Source organism: Streptomyces sp. NBC_00258, assembly GCF_036182465.1.
Taxonomy (GTDB): Bacteria; Actinomycetota; Actinomycetes; order Streptomycetales; family Streptomycetaceae; genus Streptomyces.
Map to the genome: position 1 here is coordinate 9,759,754 of NZ_CP108081.1, position 16,420 is coordinate 9,776,173.

The following is a 16,420-nucleotide window of genomic DNA, read 5'->3' on the forward strand; positions in this document are numbered from 1 at the left end:
CATGAGCGGAGACAGTCAGGGGATGTCCCACTGGTTCGACGACGAGGCCGGACCGGTGGTCCGTCCGTATGCCATGACACGCGGCCGCACCACCAGCGCGGCCCAGCACCGCCTCGACCTGATCGCGGTGGTCGTGACGGAGCTGCACGCCGAGGACCCGGAGGCGGACCATTCGCTGTCTCCGGAGCACGTGGACATCGTCGGACTCTGCCGTGACGCCCCCCAGTCGGTCGCCGAACTCGCCGCCGAACTCGACCTGCCCGTCGGGGTCGTACGCGTCCTCATCGGCGATCTCGTGGACGACGAGCTGGTCCATGTGACGCGTCCGGTGCCACCGGCCGAGCTGCCGGACGAAAGCATTCTCCGCGATGTGATCAACGGCCTCCGGGCCCTGTGACGCGACCCGGAGGCCCGGCCGGTCCGGGCCTCCTCGTCGGACGGGGCAAGAGCCTTCGCGTCGGACGGGCCCTGGAGTTCCCGCGCGTCGGACGACCTCAGACGACCCGGGCGATGGAACGCCCGGCCCACGCGGGCGCCGGCTCCACCAGCGGCGCGAGCAGGTTGCGGACACCCTCCGGGAACGGGACGGCTCGCCCGGCCTTCTGGTCCACGTGGAGGGCGAGCAGTTCGGACGTGGCGACCACGGTGTCGTCCCCGTCAGGTGCGGCATCCGCCGCGGCCAGGACGTACATCTCGTGCGTGAAGTGCGCCTTCTTGCCGCCCGCACCGATGATCCGGGTGCGGACGCCCAGGTGGGCCCCCTCGGGCACGTCCCGCAGATGGCGGATGTGCGACTCGACGGTGTAGAGCGAACAGCCGCTGTCCGCGCGGTACGAGGCGTCCATCCCCGCCGCGTCCATCATCGCGTCGGTCGCGTGGCCGAAGACGAGGACGTAGAACGCCTCGCTCAAGTGCCCGTTGTAGTCGATCCACTCGGGGCGCACGGTCTCGCGGAAGAGGGGCAGGGACGTCATCGGGCGCCGGTCCCGGGCAGCCGGCCGGTGGCGCGCAGGACGTCTATGACCCCCTGGTCGCGCTCCGCGACCAGGTCCGCGATCGTCCGTCCGTCGGAGGCGTCCTCACAGCCCGCGACCACGGCGTCGTAGAGCGCCCCGTCCAGCTCGGGGGCCTCAAGCCGGGTCCACGGGGACTTCAGGGACGGGCCGAAGTGGTCCAGCATGTGCGCCATGCCGCCCTCCCCGCCGGCCAGTGCGAAGGTGAGCATCGGGCCCATGAACGCCCAGCGCAGACCGGGGCCCTCGGTGATGGACCGGTCGATCTCGCGCACCGTCGCCTCGCCGTTGGCGACCATGTGCAGGGCTTCCCGCCACAGCGCCTCCTGAAGACGGTTGGCGATGAAGCCGGGGACCTCGCGCTCCATGGTGATCACGGACTTGCCCGCCACCTCGTAGAAGCGGGAGGCCCACTCGACCGCCGACGCGTCCGTGTGCGCGCCGCCGACGACCTCGACGAGCGGGATGAGGTACGGCGGATTGAAGGGGTGGCCGACGACCAGCCGCCCCGGCGTGACGGCCTCCGTCTGCATGTCCGTCATCGGGTAGCCGGAGGTGGACGATGCGATGACGATCCCGGTGGGCGTCGCCGCGTCCAGTTTCGCCAGCAGCTCACGCTTGAGGTCCAGCTTCTCCGGGGCGCTCTCCTGCACGAACTGGGCCTCCGACACTGCCTCTTCGAGCGTGTCGGTGACCGTGAGACGGGCCGGGGAGGCGCCAGGGGCGAGGCCCAGCTGTTCCAGCGCGGGCCACGCGGCGTCCACGAGACGACGCAGCCGCGCCTCGGAGTCGGGCGCCGGGTCCCACGCCCTGACGGCGTACCCGCGGGCCAGGAAGTGGGCGACCCAACCGCCGCCGATGACCCCTGCGCCGACGCAGGCCACGGTCCGTACGTCCTGGGGGGCCGGCCGGGTCACGGAGGTCCGCGGGGTTTCGGGGGCGTCTGAAGTGTGGGGCACCAAGGGCTCCTTGAGGTCTCGACGTGGGGGGACGGCGGCTGTGGCCGGTGGTCTGCGGGGCGCCCGTTCTCCGTGGGGCGCGCGGTCGGCGCGTTCCGCGTTCCGCGGGTCAGCCACGTGGCTTGAGTCCGAGCTTCAGCCGGGCCTCGTCCGGCGTGGCGACGCGCGCCCCCATCGCCTCGACGATCGTCACCGCGCGCTCGACCAGCTGCGCGTTGGTCGCCCTGGCGCCCTTGCCCAGGTAGAGGTTGTCCTCCAGACCGACCCGTACGTGTCCGCCGAGCAGCACCGACTGGGCGACCCACGGCATCTGCATCCGCCCGAGCGCGAAGCTGGCCCACTGGGCGCCCTCCGGCAGCATGTTCACCATCGACTGCAGTACGCCCGGATCGGCGGGCGCGCCCCACGGGACGCCCATGCACAGCTGGAAGACGGTCGGATCGTCCAGCAGGCCCTCGGTGCGCAACTGCTTGGCGAACCAGAGGTGCCCGGTGTCGAAGATCTCCAACTCGGGCCGTACGCCCAGCTCCTGGATGCGCCTCGCCCCCGTACGCAGCATGTCCGGGGTGGAGACGTAGAGGTTCGAGCCGTCGCCGAAGTTGAGGGAGCCGCAGTCCAGGGTGCAGATGTCGGGCAGCAGGTCCTCGACGTGCGGCAGCCGGTCGAGTCCGCCCACGAGGTCAGTGCCGGGCAGGTGCCTCAGCGGCTCCTCCGGGTCGATGACCAGGTCCCCGCCCATGCCTGCGGTCAGGTTGACGACGACGTCCGTGCCGGTCTCCCCGATGCGCTCGACGACCTCCCGGTACAGCCGAGGGTCACGGGAGGGCGCCCCCGTCTCCGGATCGCGCACGTGGATGTGGACGGCGGCCGCTCCGGCGTCCGCGGCCTCGACGGCGGACCGGGCGATCTGCTCGGGGGTCACGGGGACGTGCGGGCTCTTGCGCACGGTGTCGCCGGCACCGGTGAGGGCGCACGTGATGACGACGTCCTGGTTCATGGTCATGCGGGGGCCTCCGCTGTGCGGGGGTGGGCAGCAGGTGGGATCGTTTCTCGCATGGCGCTCGCTCGCATTGTGTTTGCATGTCGCATATAGCGAACATGCCGCCTGCCGTCGCCGTCCGTCAAGGGCGCCCGCGCACGGCACCCGTCACGCCACCGTCAGGACTGGTCCCGCGGTCAGTACCGGCGCCCCGCTCCTGTTGCCGGCCCCCGGCGGAAGCGTCTGTCCCCCTCGCAGGAACGTGCCGCCCGCCCCGAGGTGTCACAACGCGCGTGCCGCCCGCGCCACCTCCTCGGCCGCGCCGCACGCCAGCGCGCCCAGTGCCGGGAAACGGGATTCCGGCACCCGGTCCTGCGGACCCCAGATGCTGAGCACGGCGAACGGCCGGTCACGGGTGCCGAGAACGGGCGCGGACACCCCGTACAGGTTCCGCTCCATCTCACCCGCGCACACGCTGTATCCCCGCTCCCGCGTCTCGGCCAGCTCCGCGCGCAGCCGCCCCCGGTCGGCGACCGTGGTGTCGGTGTACGCGGTCAGCGGCTCGGCCAGCAGCACGTCCACCTCTTCCGCGGGCAGCCAGGCCAGCAGGGCCTTCCCGGTCGACGTGGCGTGCAGCGGAGCCTGCCGTCCGAGCCACTTGGCGCTGAGGACCACCGGGGGAGTCACCTCGTCGATGTACGTCAGCCCGAGCTGCTGCACCACCGCGAGGTTGGCCGTCTCGCCCGTCTGCTCGCTGACCTGGCGCAGGATGCCGTGGGAGCGTCGGATGAGCCCGTCGAAACCGGCGGCCGAGGCCATCCGGGCGACCGCGAAACCCACGGTGTAACGGCTGGTCAGCGGATTGCGCTCGACCATTCCGTACTGCTCCATGGTGGACAGCAGCCGCCAGGCCGTGGCCCGGTTGAGCCCGCAGCGGCTCGCGAGATTCGTCGCCGTGTCGCCGTCGGGCGCGCTGTCCGCCGTCGCCTCCAGCAGAGTGATCGCCCGCTCCAGGGACTGGACCTTGCCCGACGATCCGCCCGGCTCGGCGGGACGAGAGGCGTCGCCACCGCCCGTGCCGGGGCCCGAGCAGGCGCCCGGCTCCGTCTCGGTGTCGCCGTCGGTGCCGTCGGTGGTGCTTTCGTCTCCATGAGGGGGCTTGGGCGTAGGCATTTTCCTTGGCTCCTGACGGTTCTGCCGGAATTCGGCGCCTTGGCCGGCTTGAGTGCGATCCCCAGCCTCTCATTATCCGAGTGACCATCGCGCTATATGAACGCTTCAGTGACCGAACGGCGAATGCGGCCATCCAGCGGCGCCCCCTCTGGACCGGATGCCGAGGTGCCGGACCCCGATATGATCTGACCGATCGTCGAAAGGCACCTCCGGCTCAGGGTCGGAGCAGCGCGACATCGGGGAGACAGACGTGAAGGGCTGGCAGTTCTGGGTCGACCGCGGTGGCACCTTCACCGATGTCGTCGCCCAGCGCCCCGACGGACGGCTGCTCACCCGCAAACTCCTCTCGGACAACCCGTCCCGGTACGCCGACGCCGCCGTGGCGGGCATCCGCGAACTCCTCACCGAAGCCGGTGACGCCTCGGCGGGACGAGCGTCCGAGCAGGAACCCGGTCACCACAACGGCCTACCGGTGGAGTCCGTTCGTATGGGCACCACCGTCGCCACCAACGCCCTCCTGGAGCGCAAGGGCGAACGCACCCTTCTCGTCGTCACCCGCGGCTTCCGCGACGCGCTGCGGATCGCCTATCAGAACCGCCCACGGATCTTCGCCCGCGAGATCGAACTCCCCGAGCTGCTCCACGAACGCGTCATCGAGGTCGACGAACGCATCGCCGCCGACGGCACCGTCCTGCGCGCCCCCGATCTGCAAGCCCTCGCGGGGCCCCTCCAGGAGGCGTACGACGCCGGAATCCGTGCCGTCGCCGTCGTCTGTATGCACAGCCATCTCCACCCCGCCCACGAACAGGCCGTCGGCGAGCTGGCCGCCCGCACCGGCTTCCGGCAGATCTCGCTCTCCAGCGAGGTCAGCCCGCTGATGAAGCTCGTCCCGCGCGGTGACACGGCTGTCGTCGACGCCTATCTGTCGCCCGTCCTGCGCCGCTACGTCCAGCACGTCGCCGACGAACTCCGCGGTGTGCGGCTGATGTTCATGCAGTCCAACGGCGGCCTCGCCGAAGCCGGACAGTTCCGCGGCAAGGACGCCATCCTCTCCGGGCCGGCCGGCGGCATCGTCGGCATGGCGCGGATGTCCCAGCTGGCCGGCTTCGACCGCGTCATCGGCTTCGACATGGGCGGCACCTCCACGGACGTCTCGCACTTCGCGGGCGAGTACGAACGTGTCTTCACCACCCAGATCGCCGGCGTCCGGCTGCGCGCGCCCATGCTGGACATCCACACCGTCGCGGCGGGCGGCGGATCCGTCCTCCACTTCGACGGCTCGCGCTATCGCGTAGGGCCGGACTCGGCGGGAGCGGACCCGGGCCCGGCCTGCTATCGAGGCGGCGGCCCGCTGACCGTCACTGACGCCAACGTGGCCCTCGGCCGGATCCAACCCGCCCATTTCCCCAGGGTGTTCGGCCCCGACGGCGACCAGTCGCTCGACGACACGCTCGTCCGTGACCGCTTCACCGCCCTCGCCGACGAGATCCGCGAGCGGACCGGCGACGACCGCACGCCCGAGCAGGTCGCCGAGGGCTATCTGCAGATCGCCGTGGCCAACATCGCCAACGCCGTGAAGCGCATCTCGGTCCAGAAGGGCCACGACGTCACCCGCTACGCACTGACCACCTTCGGCGGCGCGGGCGGCCAGCACGCATGCATGGTCGCCGACTCGCTCGGCATCCGCACGGTCCTCGTGCCGCCCATGGCCGGGGTGCTCTCCGCGCTCGGCATCGGGCTCGCCGACACCACGGCCATGCGCGAACAGTCCGTCGAGGCGCCCCTGGAAGCCTCCGCGATGCCCGGCATCCTCAAGACCGCCGACGGCCTGGAGGGCGCGGCCCGCGCCGAACTCCTCGCGGAGGAGGTCCCCGAGGACCGCATCCGGGTCACCCGCCGGGCCCAGCTGCGCTATGACGGCACGGACACGGCACTCACCGTCGAGCTGTCCGAGCCCGACACCATGACCCGCATCTTCGAAGACCGCCATCGCGCCACCTACTCCTTCACCCTCGACCGTCCGGTCGTCGTCGAAGCCCTCTCCGTGGAAGCCACCGGTCTCACCGAACCCCCCGATCTCTCCGCCCTCGTCACCCCGCACTCCGCGGCCGGCACCCCGGAGACGGTCAGCCTCCACACCGGCGGCACCTGGCGCGACGTACCCCTGCACCGCCGCGAGGAACTGCCCCCCGGCGACACCGTCACCGGCCCCGCGATCATCACCGAGGCCAGCTCGACGACCGTCGTCGACGACGGCTGGCAGGCGGCCATGACCGACGACGGGCATCTGGTCATGGAACGCGTGGCGGTCACGGAGAGTTCCGATCTCGGCACGGAAGTCGACCCCGTTCTCCTTGAGGTCTTCAACAACCTCTTCATGGCCATCGCCGAGCAGATGGGCGCCCGCCTGGAGTCCACGGCCCAGTCCGTCAACATCAAGGAGCGCCTGGACTTCTCCTGCGCGCTCTTCGACCCCGACGGCAACCTCGTGGCCAACGCCCCCCATATTCCAGTGCACTTGGGTTCGATGGGCACCAGCGTCAAGGAGGTCATCCGCCGCCGCGGCGACAGCATGCGCCCGGGGGACACCTACGCGGTCAACGACCCGTACCACGGCGGTACCCACCTCCCCGACGTCACGGTGATCACCCCGGTCTTCGACACGGAGGGTGACGACACGGAGGGGGGCGACGACACGGTCCGCGGCGGCGCGGACGGCGGGCGCATTCTCTTCTACGTCGCCTCGCGCGGCCACCACGCGGAGATCGGCGGCATCGCGCCAGGGTCCATGCCGGCCAACAGCCGCACCATCGAGGAGGAGGGCATCCTCTTCGACAACTGGCTGCTCGTGGAAGGCGGTCGCCTCAGGGAGGCCGAGACCCGAAGCCTCCTCACCGAGGCGCCCCACCCCTCGCGCAACCCGAAAATGAACCTCGCCGACCTGCGCGCCCAGATCGCCGCCAACCAGAAGGGCGTCGACGAAGTCGCCCGCATGATCGAGCACTTCGGGCTCGACGTCGTCCAGGCGTACATGAAGCACGTCCAGGACAACGCCGAAGAGGCGGTCCGCCGCGTCATCGACACCCTTGAAGACGGCGAGTTCGCCTACGAGACCGACTCCGGCGCCGTGATCCGGGTGCACGTCTCCGTAGACCGCGAAAAACGCTCCGCGAAAGTCGACTTCACGGGCACCTCCCCGCAGCTCGCCACCAACTTCAACGCGCCGTTCGCGGTGGTCAACGCGGCCGTCCTGTACGTCTTCCGCACGCTGGTCGCTGACGACATCCCGCTCAACGACGGCTGCCTGCGGCCCCTCGACATCGTCGTACCGCACGGGTCGATGCTCGCCCCGGAACCCCCGGCCGCCGTAGTGGCGGGAAACGTGGAGACGTCGCAGGCGATCACCGGCGCGCTGTACGGTGCTCTCCGGGTGCAGGCCGAGGGCTCCGGCACCATGAACAACGTCACCTTCGGCAACGAGCGTTACCAGTACTACGAGACCGTGGCCTCCGGGTCCGGTGCGGGCGACGGCTTCCCCGGCGCGCCCGTCGTACAGACCCACATGACCAACTCGCGACTCACGGACCCCGAGGTCCTGGAGTGGCGACTGCCGGTCCAGCTCGACGAGTTCGCCGTACGACGCGGAAGCGGCGGGCCCGGACGGTGGCGGGGCGGTGACGGTGCCGTACGTCGCATCCGGTTCCACGAGCCGATGACCGTCTCCACGCTCTCCCAGCACCGCAGGGTCCCGCCCTACGGTATGGCGGGCGGCGAACCCGGGACGCTGGGCGCCAACCGCGTGGAGCGCGCGGACGGCACGGTCACCGAACTCGCCGGGAGCGACGCGGCAGAGGTCGGCCCCGGCGACGTGCTGGTCATCGAAACACCCGGCGGCGGCGGATACGGTCCGCCACCGTTCGGCACCACCGAGGCAAGCGCCACCACCGGACCAAGCACCACCGAACCAAGCTCGACCACCGATGCAAGCTCCACCGAAGCACGCGACACCACTGAAGCAGGAGAAGAGAACGATGATCTTCGGGCGTACTGAGCGCGGCAAGGCCCCCGTCGAGCCCGTCACGCTCAAGATCCTCGTGGCGGGCGGCTTCGGCGTGGGCAAGACGACCATGGTCGGCGCCGTCAGCGAGATCAAGCCGCTGCGCACCGAGGAGCTGCTGACCGAGGCGGGCCGTCCCGTCGACGACACCAGCGGTGTGGAGGGCAAGCACACCACCACGGTCGCCATGGACTTCGGCCGCATCACGCTCCGCGAGGACCTGGTGCTGTACCTCTTCGGGACGCCCGGTCAGAACCGCTTCTGGTTCCTGTGGGACGAGCTCGCCACCGGCGCCCTGGGTGCCGTCGTCCTCGCCGACACCCGCCGTCTGGAGGACTGCTTCGCGGCCGTCGACTACTTCGAGCGGCGGTCCATACCCTTCGTGGTGGGCGTCAACTGCTTCGAGGGCGCGGCCCGTTACCCCACGGACACCGTCCGCCAGGCCCTCGATCTCGACCCCGGAGTCCCCGTCGTCCTGTGCGACGCGCGCGGCCGGGAGTCGGTCAAGGAGGTCCTCATCCAGGTCGTCCAGCACGCGATGGCGTACGCCGCCGAGCGCCGCCAGTCCGTCACCACCTGAGGCACCGGCCGGCGACACCGAACCGGCCCGGGCAGCCGATACCGGTGCGAGTGCGGCCCGTACCCCCGCCGACAGGGGTACGGGCCGCAGTCCTCAGGCACTCCTCATGAGCCGCGCGCGCGTGGACCATCGATGACGTACGCGCGCGTGGACCTCGAAAAGGGGCCGGGTCAGCCCTCGCCGTCCTCGTGCCAGCCGAAGCTCTTCTCCACCGCCTTGCGCCAGTTGTGGTACTCGCGGTCACGGACGGACGCCTCCATGTCGGGCGTCCACTCGACGTCCTTCTGCCAGTGCGACTTGAGCTCGTCGAGGTCGTTCCACACCCCGGTCGCCAGGCCGGCCGCGTACGCCGCTCCCAGGCACGTCGTCTCGGAGACCTTCGGACGGATCACCGGCACCCCGAGCACATCCGCCTGGTGCTGCATCAGCAGGTTGTTCTTGGTCATGCCGCCGTCCACCTTCAGGGTGGTGATCTGCACCCCGGAGTCCTGGAACATCGCGTCCACGACCTCACGCGTCTGCCAGCTCGTCGCCTCCAGGACGGCCCGCGCGAGGTGCCCCTTCGTGACGTACCTGGTCAGGCCGGTGACGACACCACGCGCGTCGGAGCGCCAGTACGGCGCGAACAGGCCCGAGAACGCGGGCACGATGTACGCGCCGCCGTTGTCGTCGACGCTCGCGGCGAGGGTCTCGATCTCGTCGGCGGTACGGATGATGCCGAGCTGGTCGCGGAACCACTGCACGAGCGCGCCGGTGATCGCGATGGACCCTTCGAGGCAGTAGACCGGCGCCTCCGTGCCGATCTTGTACCCCATCGTGGTCAGCAGCCCGTTCTTCGAGGGCACGGGCCGGTTCCCGGTGTTGAGCAGCAGGAAGCTGCCCGTTCCGTACGTGTTCTTGGCCGTGCCCACGTCGTAGCAGGCCTGTCCGAACACCGCTGCCTGCTGGTCGCCCAGCGCCGACGCCACCGGAACGCCCGCGAGCTGGCCGACGGCGGTCCCGTACACCTCGGACGAGGACTTGATCTCGGGGAGGACGGCCTCGGGGACGTTCATCGCGGAGAGGATGGACTGGTCCCACTGGAGTGTTTCGAGGTTCATCAGCATGGTGCGGCCGGCGTTGGTCACGTCGGTGACGTGCTTTCCGCCGTCCGTGCCGCCGGTGAGGTTCCAGATCAGCCAGGAGTCGATCGTGCCGAAGGCGATCTCGCCGCGCTCGGCGCGGGCCCGCAGTCCCGGCACGTTGTCGAGCAGCCAGGCCGCCTTGGGCCCGGAGAAGTAGCTCGCCAGCGGCAGCCCGGTCTGCTCACGGAAACGGTCCTGCCCGTCCGAGCCGCCGAGTTCGTTGCAGAGCGCGGAGGTACGGGTGTCCTGCCAGACGATGGCGTTGTGCACGGGCTTGCCGGTGGCGCGGTCCCACAGGACCGTCGTCTCGCGCTGGTTGGTGATCCCCATCGCGCTGAGCTGGTCGGCGCGGAGCCCCGCCTTGGCGAGCGCGCCCGCGACCACGGCCTGCACCTTCGACCAGATCTCGGTGGCGTCGTGCTCCACCCAGCCCGGCTTGGGGAAGATCTGGCGGTGTTCGCGCTGGTCGACGGCGACGATGGCGCCGTCCTGGTTGAAGACGATGCAGCGGCTGGACGTGGTGCCCTGGTCGATTGCGGCGACGAACTTGTCCGTCATGACGTCCCCTTCGTCGGATTCTTCGGACGGCTGCCTCAGAAGGCTGCTTTGAAGATGAGCCCGGCAAGCACTCCGCCGATCAGCGGCCCGACCACCGGGATCCACGAGTAACTCCAGTCCGAGGTCCCCTTGTTGGGGATCGGCAGGATGGCGTGGGCGATGCGCGGGCCCAGGTCACGGGCCGGGTTGATGGCGTACCCCGTCGGACCACCGAGCGACAGACCGATGCCGACCACCAGGAACGACACGATCAGGATCGCGGTGCCGGACTCGCCGAGCCCCTTGGTGAGGCCGAACGCCAGGATCGGCAGCACCAGACCGATGGTCGCGATGATCTCGGTGATGAGGTTCGCCACGGGATTGCGGATCGCGGGGCCGGTCGAGAAGATCCCGAGCGTGGGTTGCGCTATCTCCTCGTCGGCGTTGGCCTGGAACTGGGCGAAGTAGACCAGCCAGCACAGCACCGCGCCCAGGAAGGCGCCGACCATCTGTCCGGCGACGTAGATGTGGACCTTGTCCCAGTCCCCGGTGTCGATGGCTATGCCGACGGTCACCGCCGGGTTGAGGTGTCCTCCGGACAGCGGTGCGGCGGTGTAGGCCCCGGCCAGTACGCCGAAGCCCCAGCCGAACGCGATGACGACCCAGCCGGCGTCCTTCGCCTTGGAGTAGTTGAGTACGACCGCGGCGACCACTCCGGCGCCGAAGAGGATCAGAATCGCTGTGCCGATGACCTCACCGACGAATATGTCTCCGTTGCTCATGGCGGCTCCTAGGCCCAAGCCCGGGGCGATCCGCCCCGGTCCACCGTGCAGGGTGCGTTCCCATGGCTACTTCAGCCGAGAGCAGGGAGATCCCGCGCCCCGCCCGGCGTCCGTGACGAGCGTGCCGTCGTAGTCGGATCGCCCGTGGGGCATGACCCGTTGGCGCAGGCCAGAGCCTGCGCGGCGCAGTGCCTGAATACGCCGGAATGCGGCGATGCCGACTGACACCGGAAGTGTTCACCGGCACTGTGAGAGCGTCAAGGTCGCGGGCGACAACGGTTCTGGCCCGCGCGGACTGCCCGACGGGACGGCCGCGTTCCGGGGTGTGCGTACGGCGGTGGATCGCGTGGGGGCCGACGGGTTCTGCGGCGGGAGCCGCGTGGGCCCCGTCAGCGTTCGGCCGGACAGGGCGGACGCGGCCTTCGGAGTGCGTGTACCTCGGTGGAGTGCGTGTGCCGGTGGCCTGGAGCGAAGGCGGCCAGGGCGGTCTTCCGTATCGGCTGGACCGGTAGTGGGGCCTTCACGGCCTCGCGGCAGTGGTCGGCGCCGTCCGGCAGTCCTCGGCCGCCCGCGAGCGAGCCGGTCGCCCCGGTTCCCGCTCGCGCACTGAGCCCCGCGCCCCGTTTCCCACCACCCCAACCGCCGTCCGCCGAGGCATCAGCCCGTCGCCCCTCGGCCCGCTGCTGAGAGCGGCTCACCCCCGTCCGGGCCCGCCCGCCCAACTCTCGGCGTGCGCCGGTGCGGCCCCCGACCCGCGTCGGATCTCGTGGCCCGGCAGGCCCGCGCGGCCCAGCACCCAGCTGGCCCCGCGGAGGGACTTGGCGGCCTGCTTGAGGGGCGCCAGACACGCGGCGGCCTCACGGTGGTCGGTGACACTGCCAGGGGCGCACAGCACCGTGGCGAGGGACAGCGTGACGGCGAGCCCGCCCGCCGACCAGGGCGTGTCGAGCACCGACGTGGCCAGTGGATCGAGCCACTCCGGATCCGTCAGGACCAGGAAGTCGTCACCACCGATGTGCCCGACGCGCGTGGCTCCGGACGCGGCCGCCTGCAGCGCCCGCCCCACCGCCCGGATCAGCTCGTCGCCCGCGGCGAACCCCGCACCGTCGTTGACCCGCTTGAAGCCGTCGACGTCCAGCCAGCTCAGCGCGAACTCCCGCCGGTCGGCGATCCACCGGTCCACCTCACCGGTGATCGCGTCCGAACCGGGCAGCCGCGTCAGCGGATTGAGCGCGGCGGCCTCCTCGACACGGCTCTCCGACAGCGCCCGTACGAGATCCGCCAGCCGCACGACGCCCACGCACCGCCCGAGCCGGTCGACGACCGCGACATCGTCCGACGTACGGTCCCGCGCCCCGTCCGCCACCACGTCGAGAACCTCCCACGCCGTCGCGTCGACCCCGACCGTGCGCGGCGGATCGCCCAGCCTGGCGGCGGGCCGGTCGGCGTACAGCGCGTGCCCGTAGCGCCCCGAGAGCGACAGCAGGAACCGCGAACGGTGCACCGACCGCACCGGCACCCCGGCGGCGTCCACGAGCACCACCCCGGACACCTCCGGCGACCCGGTCAGCAGCGCCCGCACCTGCCCCGCGGACGCCCCTGCGGGCAGCAGCGCGGCAGGCCGTACGAACTGTCGTACGGGCGGCCCGTAGGGCGGCGTCGTCGCGGCCACGGGGGCGAGGGCCGGAACGTACACATCCGCCGCGGGCCGCCGGGCCGGAGGCGCGAACAACTCGCCCTGTGCCAGCTGCGCGCCCGCGGACACCGCCGCCGCGCACTGCGACTCGGTCTCCACGCCCTCGACGGACAACAACGCCCCGAGCTGCTCGCACAGCGTCCGCATCGCCCGCACGGCCGCCGGCCTGGACAGCAGGGAGGCGTCCAGCTTCACCAGGTCGGGCGCGAGATCTGCGAGCACCCGCAGGGGTACGTCACCGTCGCCGATGCCGTCCGCGCAGATCCGGAAGCCCTGATCCCGCAGCACCGTCACCGCTTCGAGGAGCGCCTGGTGCGGTACGTGGGTGAAGGGCGGGCCGATGTCGACCGTCACCTCCCACGGCATGCGCCCGGCCTCCCGCACCTCGTCACGGAGCGCGGCGAGCCCTCCGAGATCGGCGAGGGTCCCGGCGAACACGTTGACGTGCAGCGGCAGCAGCGTCTCCTGACGGGCCGCCGCCCGCATCGCCAACGCGGCCAGCCGGCCGTCGAGTTCGGGATCCCGGCGCGCCTGCGCGAGGACGTCACCGGCCTCCGGACGGGCGAGTATCTCCAGCGCCGTGACCCCTCCGGTCGTCAGATTGACGACCGGCTGGAAGGCGAAGCGGAGAGTATCCGTCCAGGAGGGCACGGAAGCATGGTGACGCGATCCGCGTACGCCCAGGCGCAGTTCACGAGCTGTTCACGCACGATTCCGAGCCGATTACACAGCGTGCGGACGATCTCCTCCGGGCACGCCGCCTCCTCACCTGACGGCGATCACGGACGACCCGTGCCCGAACAGCCCCTGGTTCGCGGTGATTCCCACCCGCGCGCCTACGATCTGCCGGTCACCCGCCGCTCCTCGCAACTGCCAGGTGAGCTCGCAGACCTGGGCGATGGCCTGCGCCGGAACGGCCTCTCCGAAGGAGGCGAGTCCGCCGCTGACGTTCACCGGTATTCGTCCTCCCGGCGCCGTCGCGCCCTCCCGCAGCAGCTTGGCCGCCTCGCCCTCGCCGCACAGCCCCAGATCCTCGTACCACTGCAACTCCAGGGCCGTGGACAGGTCGTAGACCTCGGCGAGCGAGAGATCCTCGGGGCCGACGCCCGCCTCTTCGTATGCGGCCCGCGCGATCGACGCGCGGAACGTGTCGGCCGCGGGCTCCGCAGCGACCGCGGAGTCCGTCGCGATGTCGGGAAGGTCGAGCACGGTGTTGGGATAGCGCGGCGTCACCGTGGACACCGCGCGGATCCGCACCGGGTCCGCGGCCCCGTGACGGCGTGCGAACTCCATGCTGGACAGCACCAGTGCCGCCGCCCCGTCCGAAGTCGCGCAGATGTCGAGCAGCCGCAGCGGATCGGCCACGACGGCCGAGGCGGCGACCTCCTCGGCCGTGACCCGTTTGCGGTAGCGGGCGTTGGGATTCAGCGTCCCCAGGGCCGCGTTCTTCACCTTGACCTGTGCGAAGTCCTCCAGCGTGTCCCCGTGGACGGCCATCCGCCGACGCGCGTACAGCCCGAAGTACGTCGGGTTCGTCGCCCCCAGGACCCGGAACCGCAGCCAGTCCGGATCGTCGGGCCGGTCCCCGCCCGCGGGCCGGAAGAACCCCTTCGGGGCCGCGTCCGCGCCCACCACCAGAACCACGTCCGCGAGACCCGAAAGGATCTGCGCCCGCGCGGTGTTGACGGCCTGCGCCCCCGACGCGCACGCCGCGTACACGCTCGCCACCCGGGCGCCCTGCCAGCCCAGCGCCTTCGCGAACGTCGCCCCCGCCACATATCCCGGGTATCCGCCACGGACCGTGTCCGCGCCGACGATCGAGCCGACGTCCCGCCAGTCGACCCCCGCGTCGGCGAGCGCCGCGCGCGCGGCCACCGTCCCGTACTCCACGAAGCCGCGCCCCCACTTGCCCCAGGGGTGCATGCCCGCACCGAGCACCGCCACCTCGTCCGTCATGCCGTCACCCCCGTCGGCCGCCAGTGCCAGGTCGTCCAGGTCGTCTCCGCGTCCTCGTTCAGCACGCCCGGGACGACCTCCACCTCCATGCCCACCGCCAGGTCGGCGACGGTCACCCCGGGAACGGTCTGTCCGAGCACCACCAGTCGTTCGGATTCCAGTTCCACAGCGATCAACGCGTACGGCCGCCATTCGAGTTCCGGGTCGGACACATAGGGTGACGGCGGTCGGTAACGGCTGTCCGTGTACGACCACACGCGGCCGCGCCGCGACAGCGGCACCTCGGCCAGATCGCCGCCGGGGCAACCCGGATTGCGGCAGAAGGTGTCCTCACGGGGGAAGAACACCGACGCGCAGGCCGAGCAGCGCGTGCCGAGGAGCCGGAACTCCTCTCCCTCGCCGGTGAACCAGCCGGTGACCACGGGTGTACGGGTGCGCGACAAGATCCCTCCACGACACTGGATCTGACGGAACGTCAGAAGTGTGCCACGGGCAGGGGCGATTGGGCAGGGCGCCGGAGTGCCTCACGGATCACAAGACGGGTCGTCACAGGAGAACCGATCAGGCCTTCTGCGCGTCGGAGTATCGGTAGGGACGGCCGGGGCCCACGGGGGTGGTTCCGGCCGTCCCTCATCCCTGAGTCACGCGGGTCGCGTACCGCCCCAGCCGTATCCGGTCGCCCGATCGGGCGCGGACTGTATCCGATCTCTTCCCCCGGGGAACCTGCACCTGATAGACGCAGGACATGACACGACTCTCCACGGCGGTACGCGGCCTCGTCACCGTCATCGCCACCCTGCTGGCCGTCACAGCAGCCCCCGCTGCGGCCCGGGCCGCGACCGAGCCGAAGGCCCCCGCCGACTTCGTGGCCCTGAGAACCGTGGACCCCACGATCATCGAGGAGATCCGCTACTTCACCCCGCACAACTTCGTGGGCGAGCGCATCGACGGCTACCAGCAGCCCCTCTGCATCCTCACCAGGCCCGCCGCCGAAGCCCTCCACCAGGCCCAGCAGCGACTGCTGAGGCAGGGCTACTCCCTGAAGGTGTACGACTGCTACCGGCCCCAGCGGTCCGTGGACCACTTCGTCCGCTGGGCCAAGGACCTCGAAGACCAGGCCATGAAGGGCGAGTTCTACCCGAACGTCGACAAGACCCGTCTGTTCGAGGACGGTTACATCGCGGAGAAGTCCGGCCACAGCCGCGGCTCGACCATGGACCTCACCGTCGTGAAGCTCCCGGCGAAGCCGACCCGCCCGTACGTCCCCGGCGAACCCCTCGTGCCGTGCTTCGCCCCCCAGGGTGAGCGTTTCCCGGACAACTCCGTGGACATGGGCACCGGTTACGACTGCTTCGACACCCTGTCGCACACCCTCGACCCGCGCATCCAGGGACAGCAGCGCGCCCACAGGCTGCTCCTGAAGGACACCCTCGAAGGCCTCGGTTTCGTGAACCTGGCCGAGGAGTGGTGGCACTTCACGTACAAGCCCGAGCTGTACCCCGACACCTATTTCGACTTCCCGGTGTCGAGGAAATCCCTCATCCAGTCTCAGTGAGGCGGCCCG

General features: G+C 70.8%; 13 protein-coding genes. 4 read left to right on the forward strand and 9 right to left on the reverse strand.

All coding sequences use genetic code 11. The annotated features are described in order from the left end of the window. Position 1 precedes the first annotated feature (1 nt). Positions 2–397 (forward strand): DUF742 domain-containing protein, encoded by a 396-nt coding sequence (locus tag OG718_RS43450; protein WP_143635199.1) that lies wholly within the window; start codon positions 2–4, stop codon positions 395–397. Between the two features lie 97 nt (positions 398–494). Here the strand turns inward: OG718_RS43450 and OG718_RS43455 are convergent, their stop codons facing one another. The 4 genes from OG718_RS43455 to OG718_RS43470 form a co-directional block, all read right to left on the reverse strand. Further along, a complete protein-coding gene (locus tag OG718_RS43455; protein ID WP_328846732.1) occupies positions 495–974 on the reverse strand; it encodes a thioesterase family protein in 480 nt (159 codons plus the stop codon). After that, the gene (locus OG718_RS43460; protein WP_443055250.1) at positions 971–1,972 is read right to left on the reverse strand and encodes a 3-hydroxyacyl-CoA dehydrogenase NAD-binding domain-containing protein; all 1,002 of its coding nucleotides are present in this window, start codon (positions 1,970–1,972) and stop codon (positions 971–973) included. Before OG718_RS43460 ends, OG718_RS43455 begins: the two co-directional genes overlap by 4 nt. Before the next feature lie 109 nt (positions 1,973–2,081). Further along, positions 2,082–2,969 (reverse strand): 3-keto-5-aminohexanoate cleavage protein, encoded by an 888-nt coding sequence (locus OG718_RS43465; protein ID WP_443055377.1) that lies wholly within the window; start codon positions 2,967–2,969, stop codon positions 2,082–2,084. Between the two features lie 264 nt (positions 2,970–3,233). Continuing rightward, positions 3,234–4,124 (reverse strand): IclR family transcriptional regulator, encoded by an 891-nt coding sequence (locus OG718_RS43470; RefSeq protein ID WP_328846734.1) that lies wholly within the window; start codon positions 4,122–4,124, stop codon positions 3,234–3,236. 250 nt (positions 4,125–4,374) lie between these two features. On the opposite strand from OG718_RS43470, the gene OG718_RS43475 reads away from it, so the two are divergent. Both OG718_RS43475 and OG718_RS43480 read left to right on the forward strand, forming a co-directional pair. Continuing rightward, the gene (locus OG718_RS43475; RefSeq protein WP_328846735.1) at positions 4,375–8,175 is read left to right on the forward strand and encodes a hydantoinase B/oxoprolinase family protein; all 3,801 of its coding nucleotides are present in this window, start codon (positions 4,375–4,377) and stop codon (positions 8,173–8,175) included. Next, positions 8,156–8,761 carry a GTP-binding protein gene (locus tag OG718_RS43480; protein ID WP_143635192.1) on the forward strand — a complete coding sequence of 202 codons (606 nt, stop codon included), beginning with the start codon at positions 8,156–8,158 and terminating at the stop codon, positions 8,759–8,761. Before OG718_RS43475 ends, OG718_RS43480 begins: the two co-directional genes overlap by 20 nt. A gap of 170 nt (positions 8,762–8,931) precedes the next feature. On the opposite strand, the gene glpK is transcribed toward OG718_RS43480, so the two are convergent. The 5 genes from glpK to OG718_RS43505 all read right to left on the reverse strand — a co-directional run bounded on the left by glpK (position 8,932) and on the right by OG718_RS43505 (position 15,278). Beyond that, a complete protein-coding gene (gene glpK, locus OG718_RS43485) occupies positions 8,932–10,443 on the reverse strand; it encodes a glycerol kinase GlpK (RefSeq protein ID WP_143635190.1) in 1,512 nt (503 codons plus the stop codon). 35 nt (positions 10,444–10,478) lie between these two features. Then, the gene (locus OG718_RS43490) at positions 10,479–11,204 is read right to left on the reverse strand and encodes an MIP/aquaporin family protein (RefSeq protein WP_143635189.1); all 726 of its coding nucleotides are present in this window, start codon (positions 11,202–11,204) and stop codon (positions 10,479–10,481) included. Between the two features lie 694 nt (positions 11,205–11,898). After that, a complete protein-coding gene (locus tag OG718_RS43495) occupies positions 11,899–13,551 on the reverse strand; it encodes a GGDEF domain-containing protein (RefSeq protein ID WP_143635187.1) in 1,653 nt (550 codons plus the stop codon). A gap of 114 nt (positions 13,552–13,665) precedes the next feature. Beyond that, positions 13,666–14,856 carry a lipid-transfer protein gene (locus OG718_RS43500; RefSeq protein WP_328846736.1) on the reverse strand — a complete coding sequence of 397 codons (1,191 nt, stop codon included), beginning with the start codon at positions 14,854–14,856 and terminating at the stop codon, positions 13,666–13,668. Beyond that, the gene (locus tag OG718_RS43505) at positions 14,853–15,278 is read right to left on the reverse strand and encodes a Zn-ribbon domain-containing OB-fold protein (protein ID WP_306943780.1); all 426 of its coding nucleotides are present in this window, start codon (positions 15,276–15,278) and stop codon (positions 14,853–14,855) included. Before OG718_RS43505 ends, OG718_RS43500 begins: the two co-directional genes overlap by 4 nt. Positions 15,279–15,601: 323 nt before the next feature. On the opposite strand from OG718_RS43505, the gene OG718_RS43510 reads away from it, so the two are divergent. Next, entirely contained in the window at positions 15,602–16,411 is an 810-nt protein-coding gene (locus OG718_RS43510) for a M15 family metallopeptidase (protein WP_328846737.1), read from the forward strand. Positions 16,412–16,420 lie beyond the last annotated feature (9 nt).

What these genes read in the sequence shown, in the direction of transcription:
- OG718_RS43480 (WP_143635192.1), top strand. Translation starts at nt 8,156, where the DNA reads ATGATCTTCGGGCGTACTGAGCGCGGCAAGGCCCCCGTCGAGCCCGTC.
- OG718_RS43490 (WP_143635189.1), bottom strand. Translation starts at nt 11,204, where the DNA reads ATGAGCAACGGAGACATATTCGTCGGTGAGGTCATCGGCACAGCGATT.
- OG718_RS43510 (WP_328846737.1), top strand. Translation starts at nt 15,602, where the DNA reads ATGACACGACTCTCCACGGCGGTACGCGGCCTCGTCACCGTCATCGCC.
- OG718_RS43470 (WP_328846734.1), bottom strand. Translation starts at nt 4,124, where the DNA reads ATGCCTACGCCCAAGCCCCCTCATGGAGACGAAAGCACCACCGACGGC.
- OG718_RS43455 (WP_328846732.1), bottom strand. Translation starts at nt 974, where the DNA reads ATGACGTCCCTGCCCCTCTTCCGCGAGACCGTGCGCCCCGAGTGGATC.
- glpK (WP_143635190.1), bottom strand. Translation starts at nt 10,443, where the DNA reads ATGACGGACAAGTTCGTCGCCGCAATCGACCAGGGCACCACGTCCAGC.
- OG718_RS43465 (WP_443055377.1), bottom strand. Translation starts at nt 2,969, where the DNA reads ATGAACCAGGACGTCGTCATCACGTGCGCCCTCACCGGTGCCGGCGAC.
- OG718_RS43450 (WP_143635199.1), top strand. Translation starts at nt 2, where the DNA reads ATGAGCGGAGACAGTCAGGGGATGTCCCACTGGTTCGACGACGAGGCC.
- OG718_RS43500 (WP_328846736.1), bottom strand. Translation starts at nt 14,856, where the DNA reads ATGACGGACGAGGTGGCGGTGCTCGGTGCGGGCATGCACCCCTGGGGC.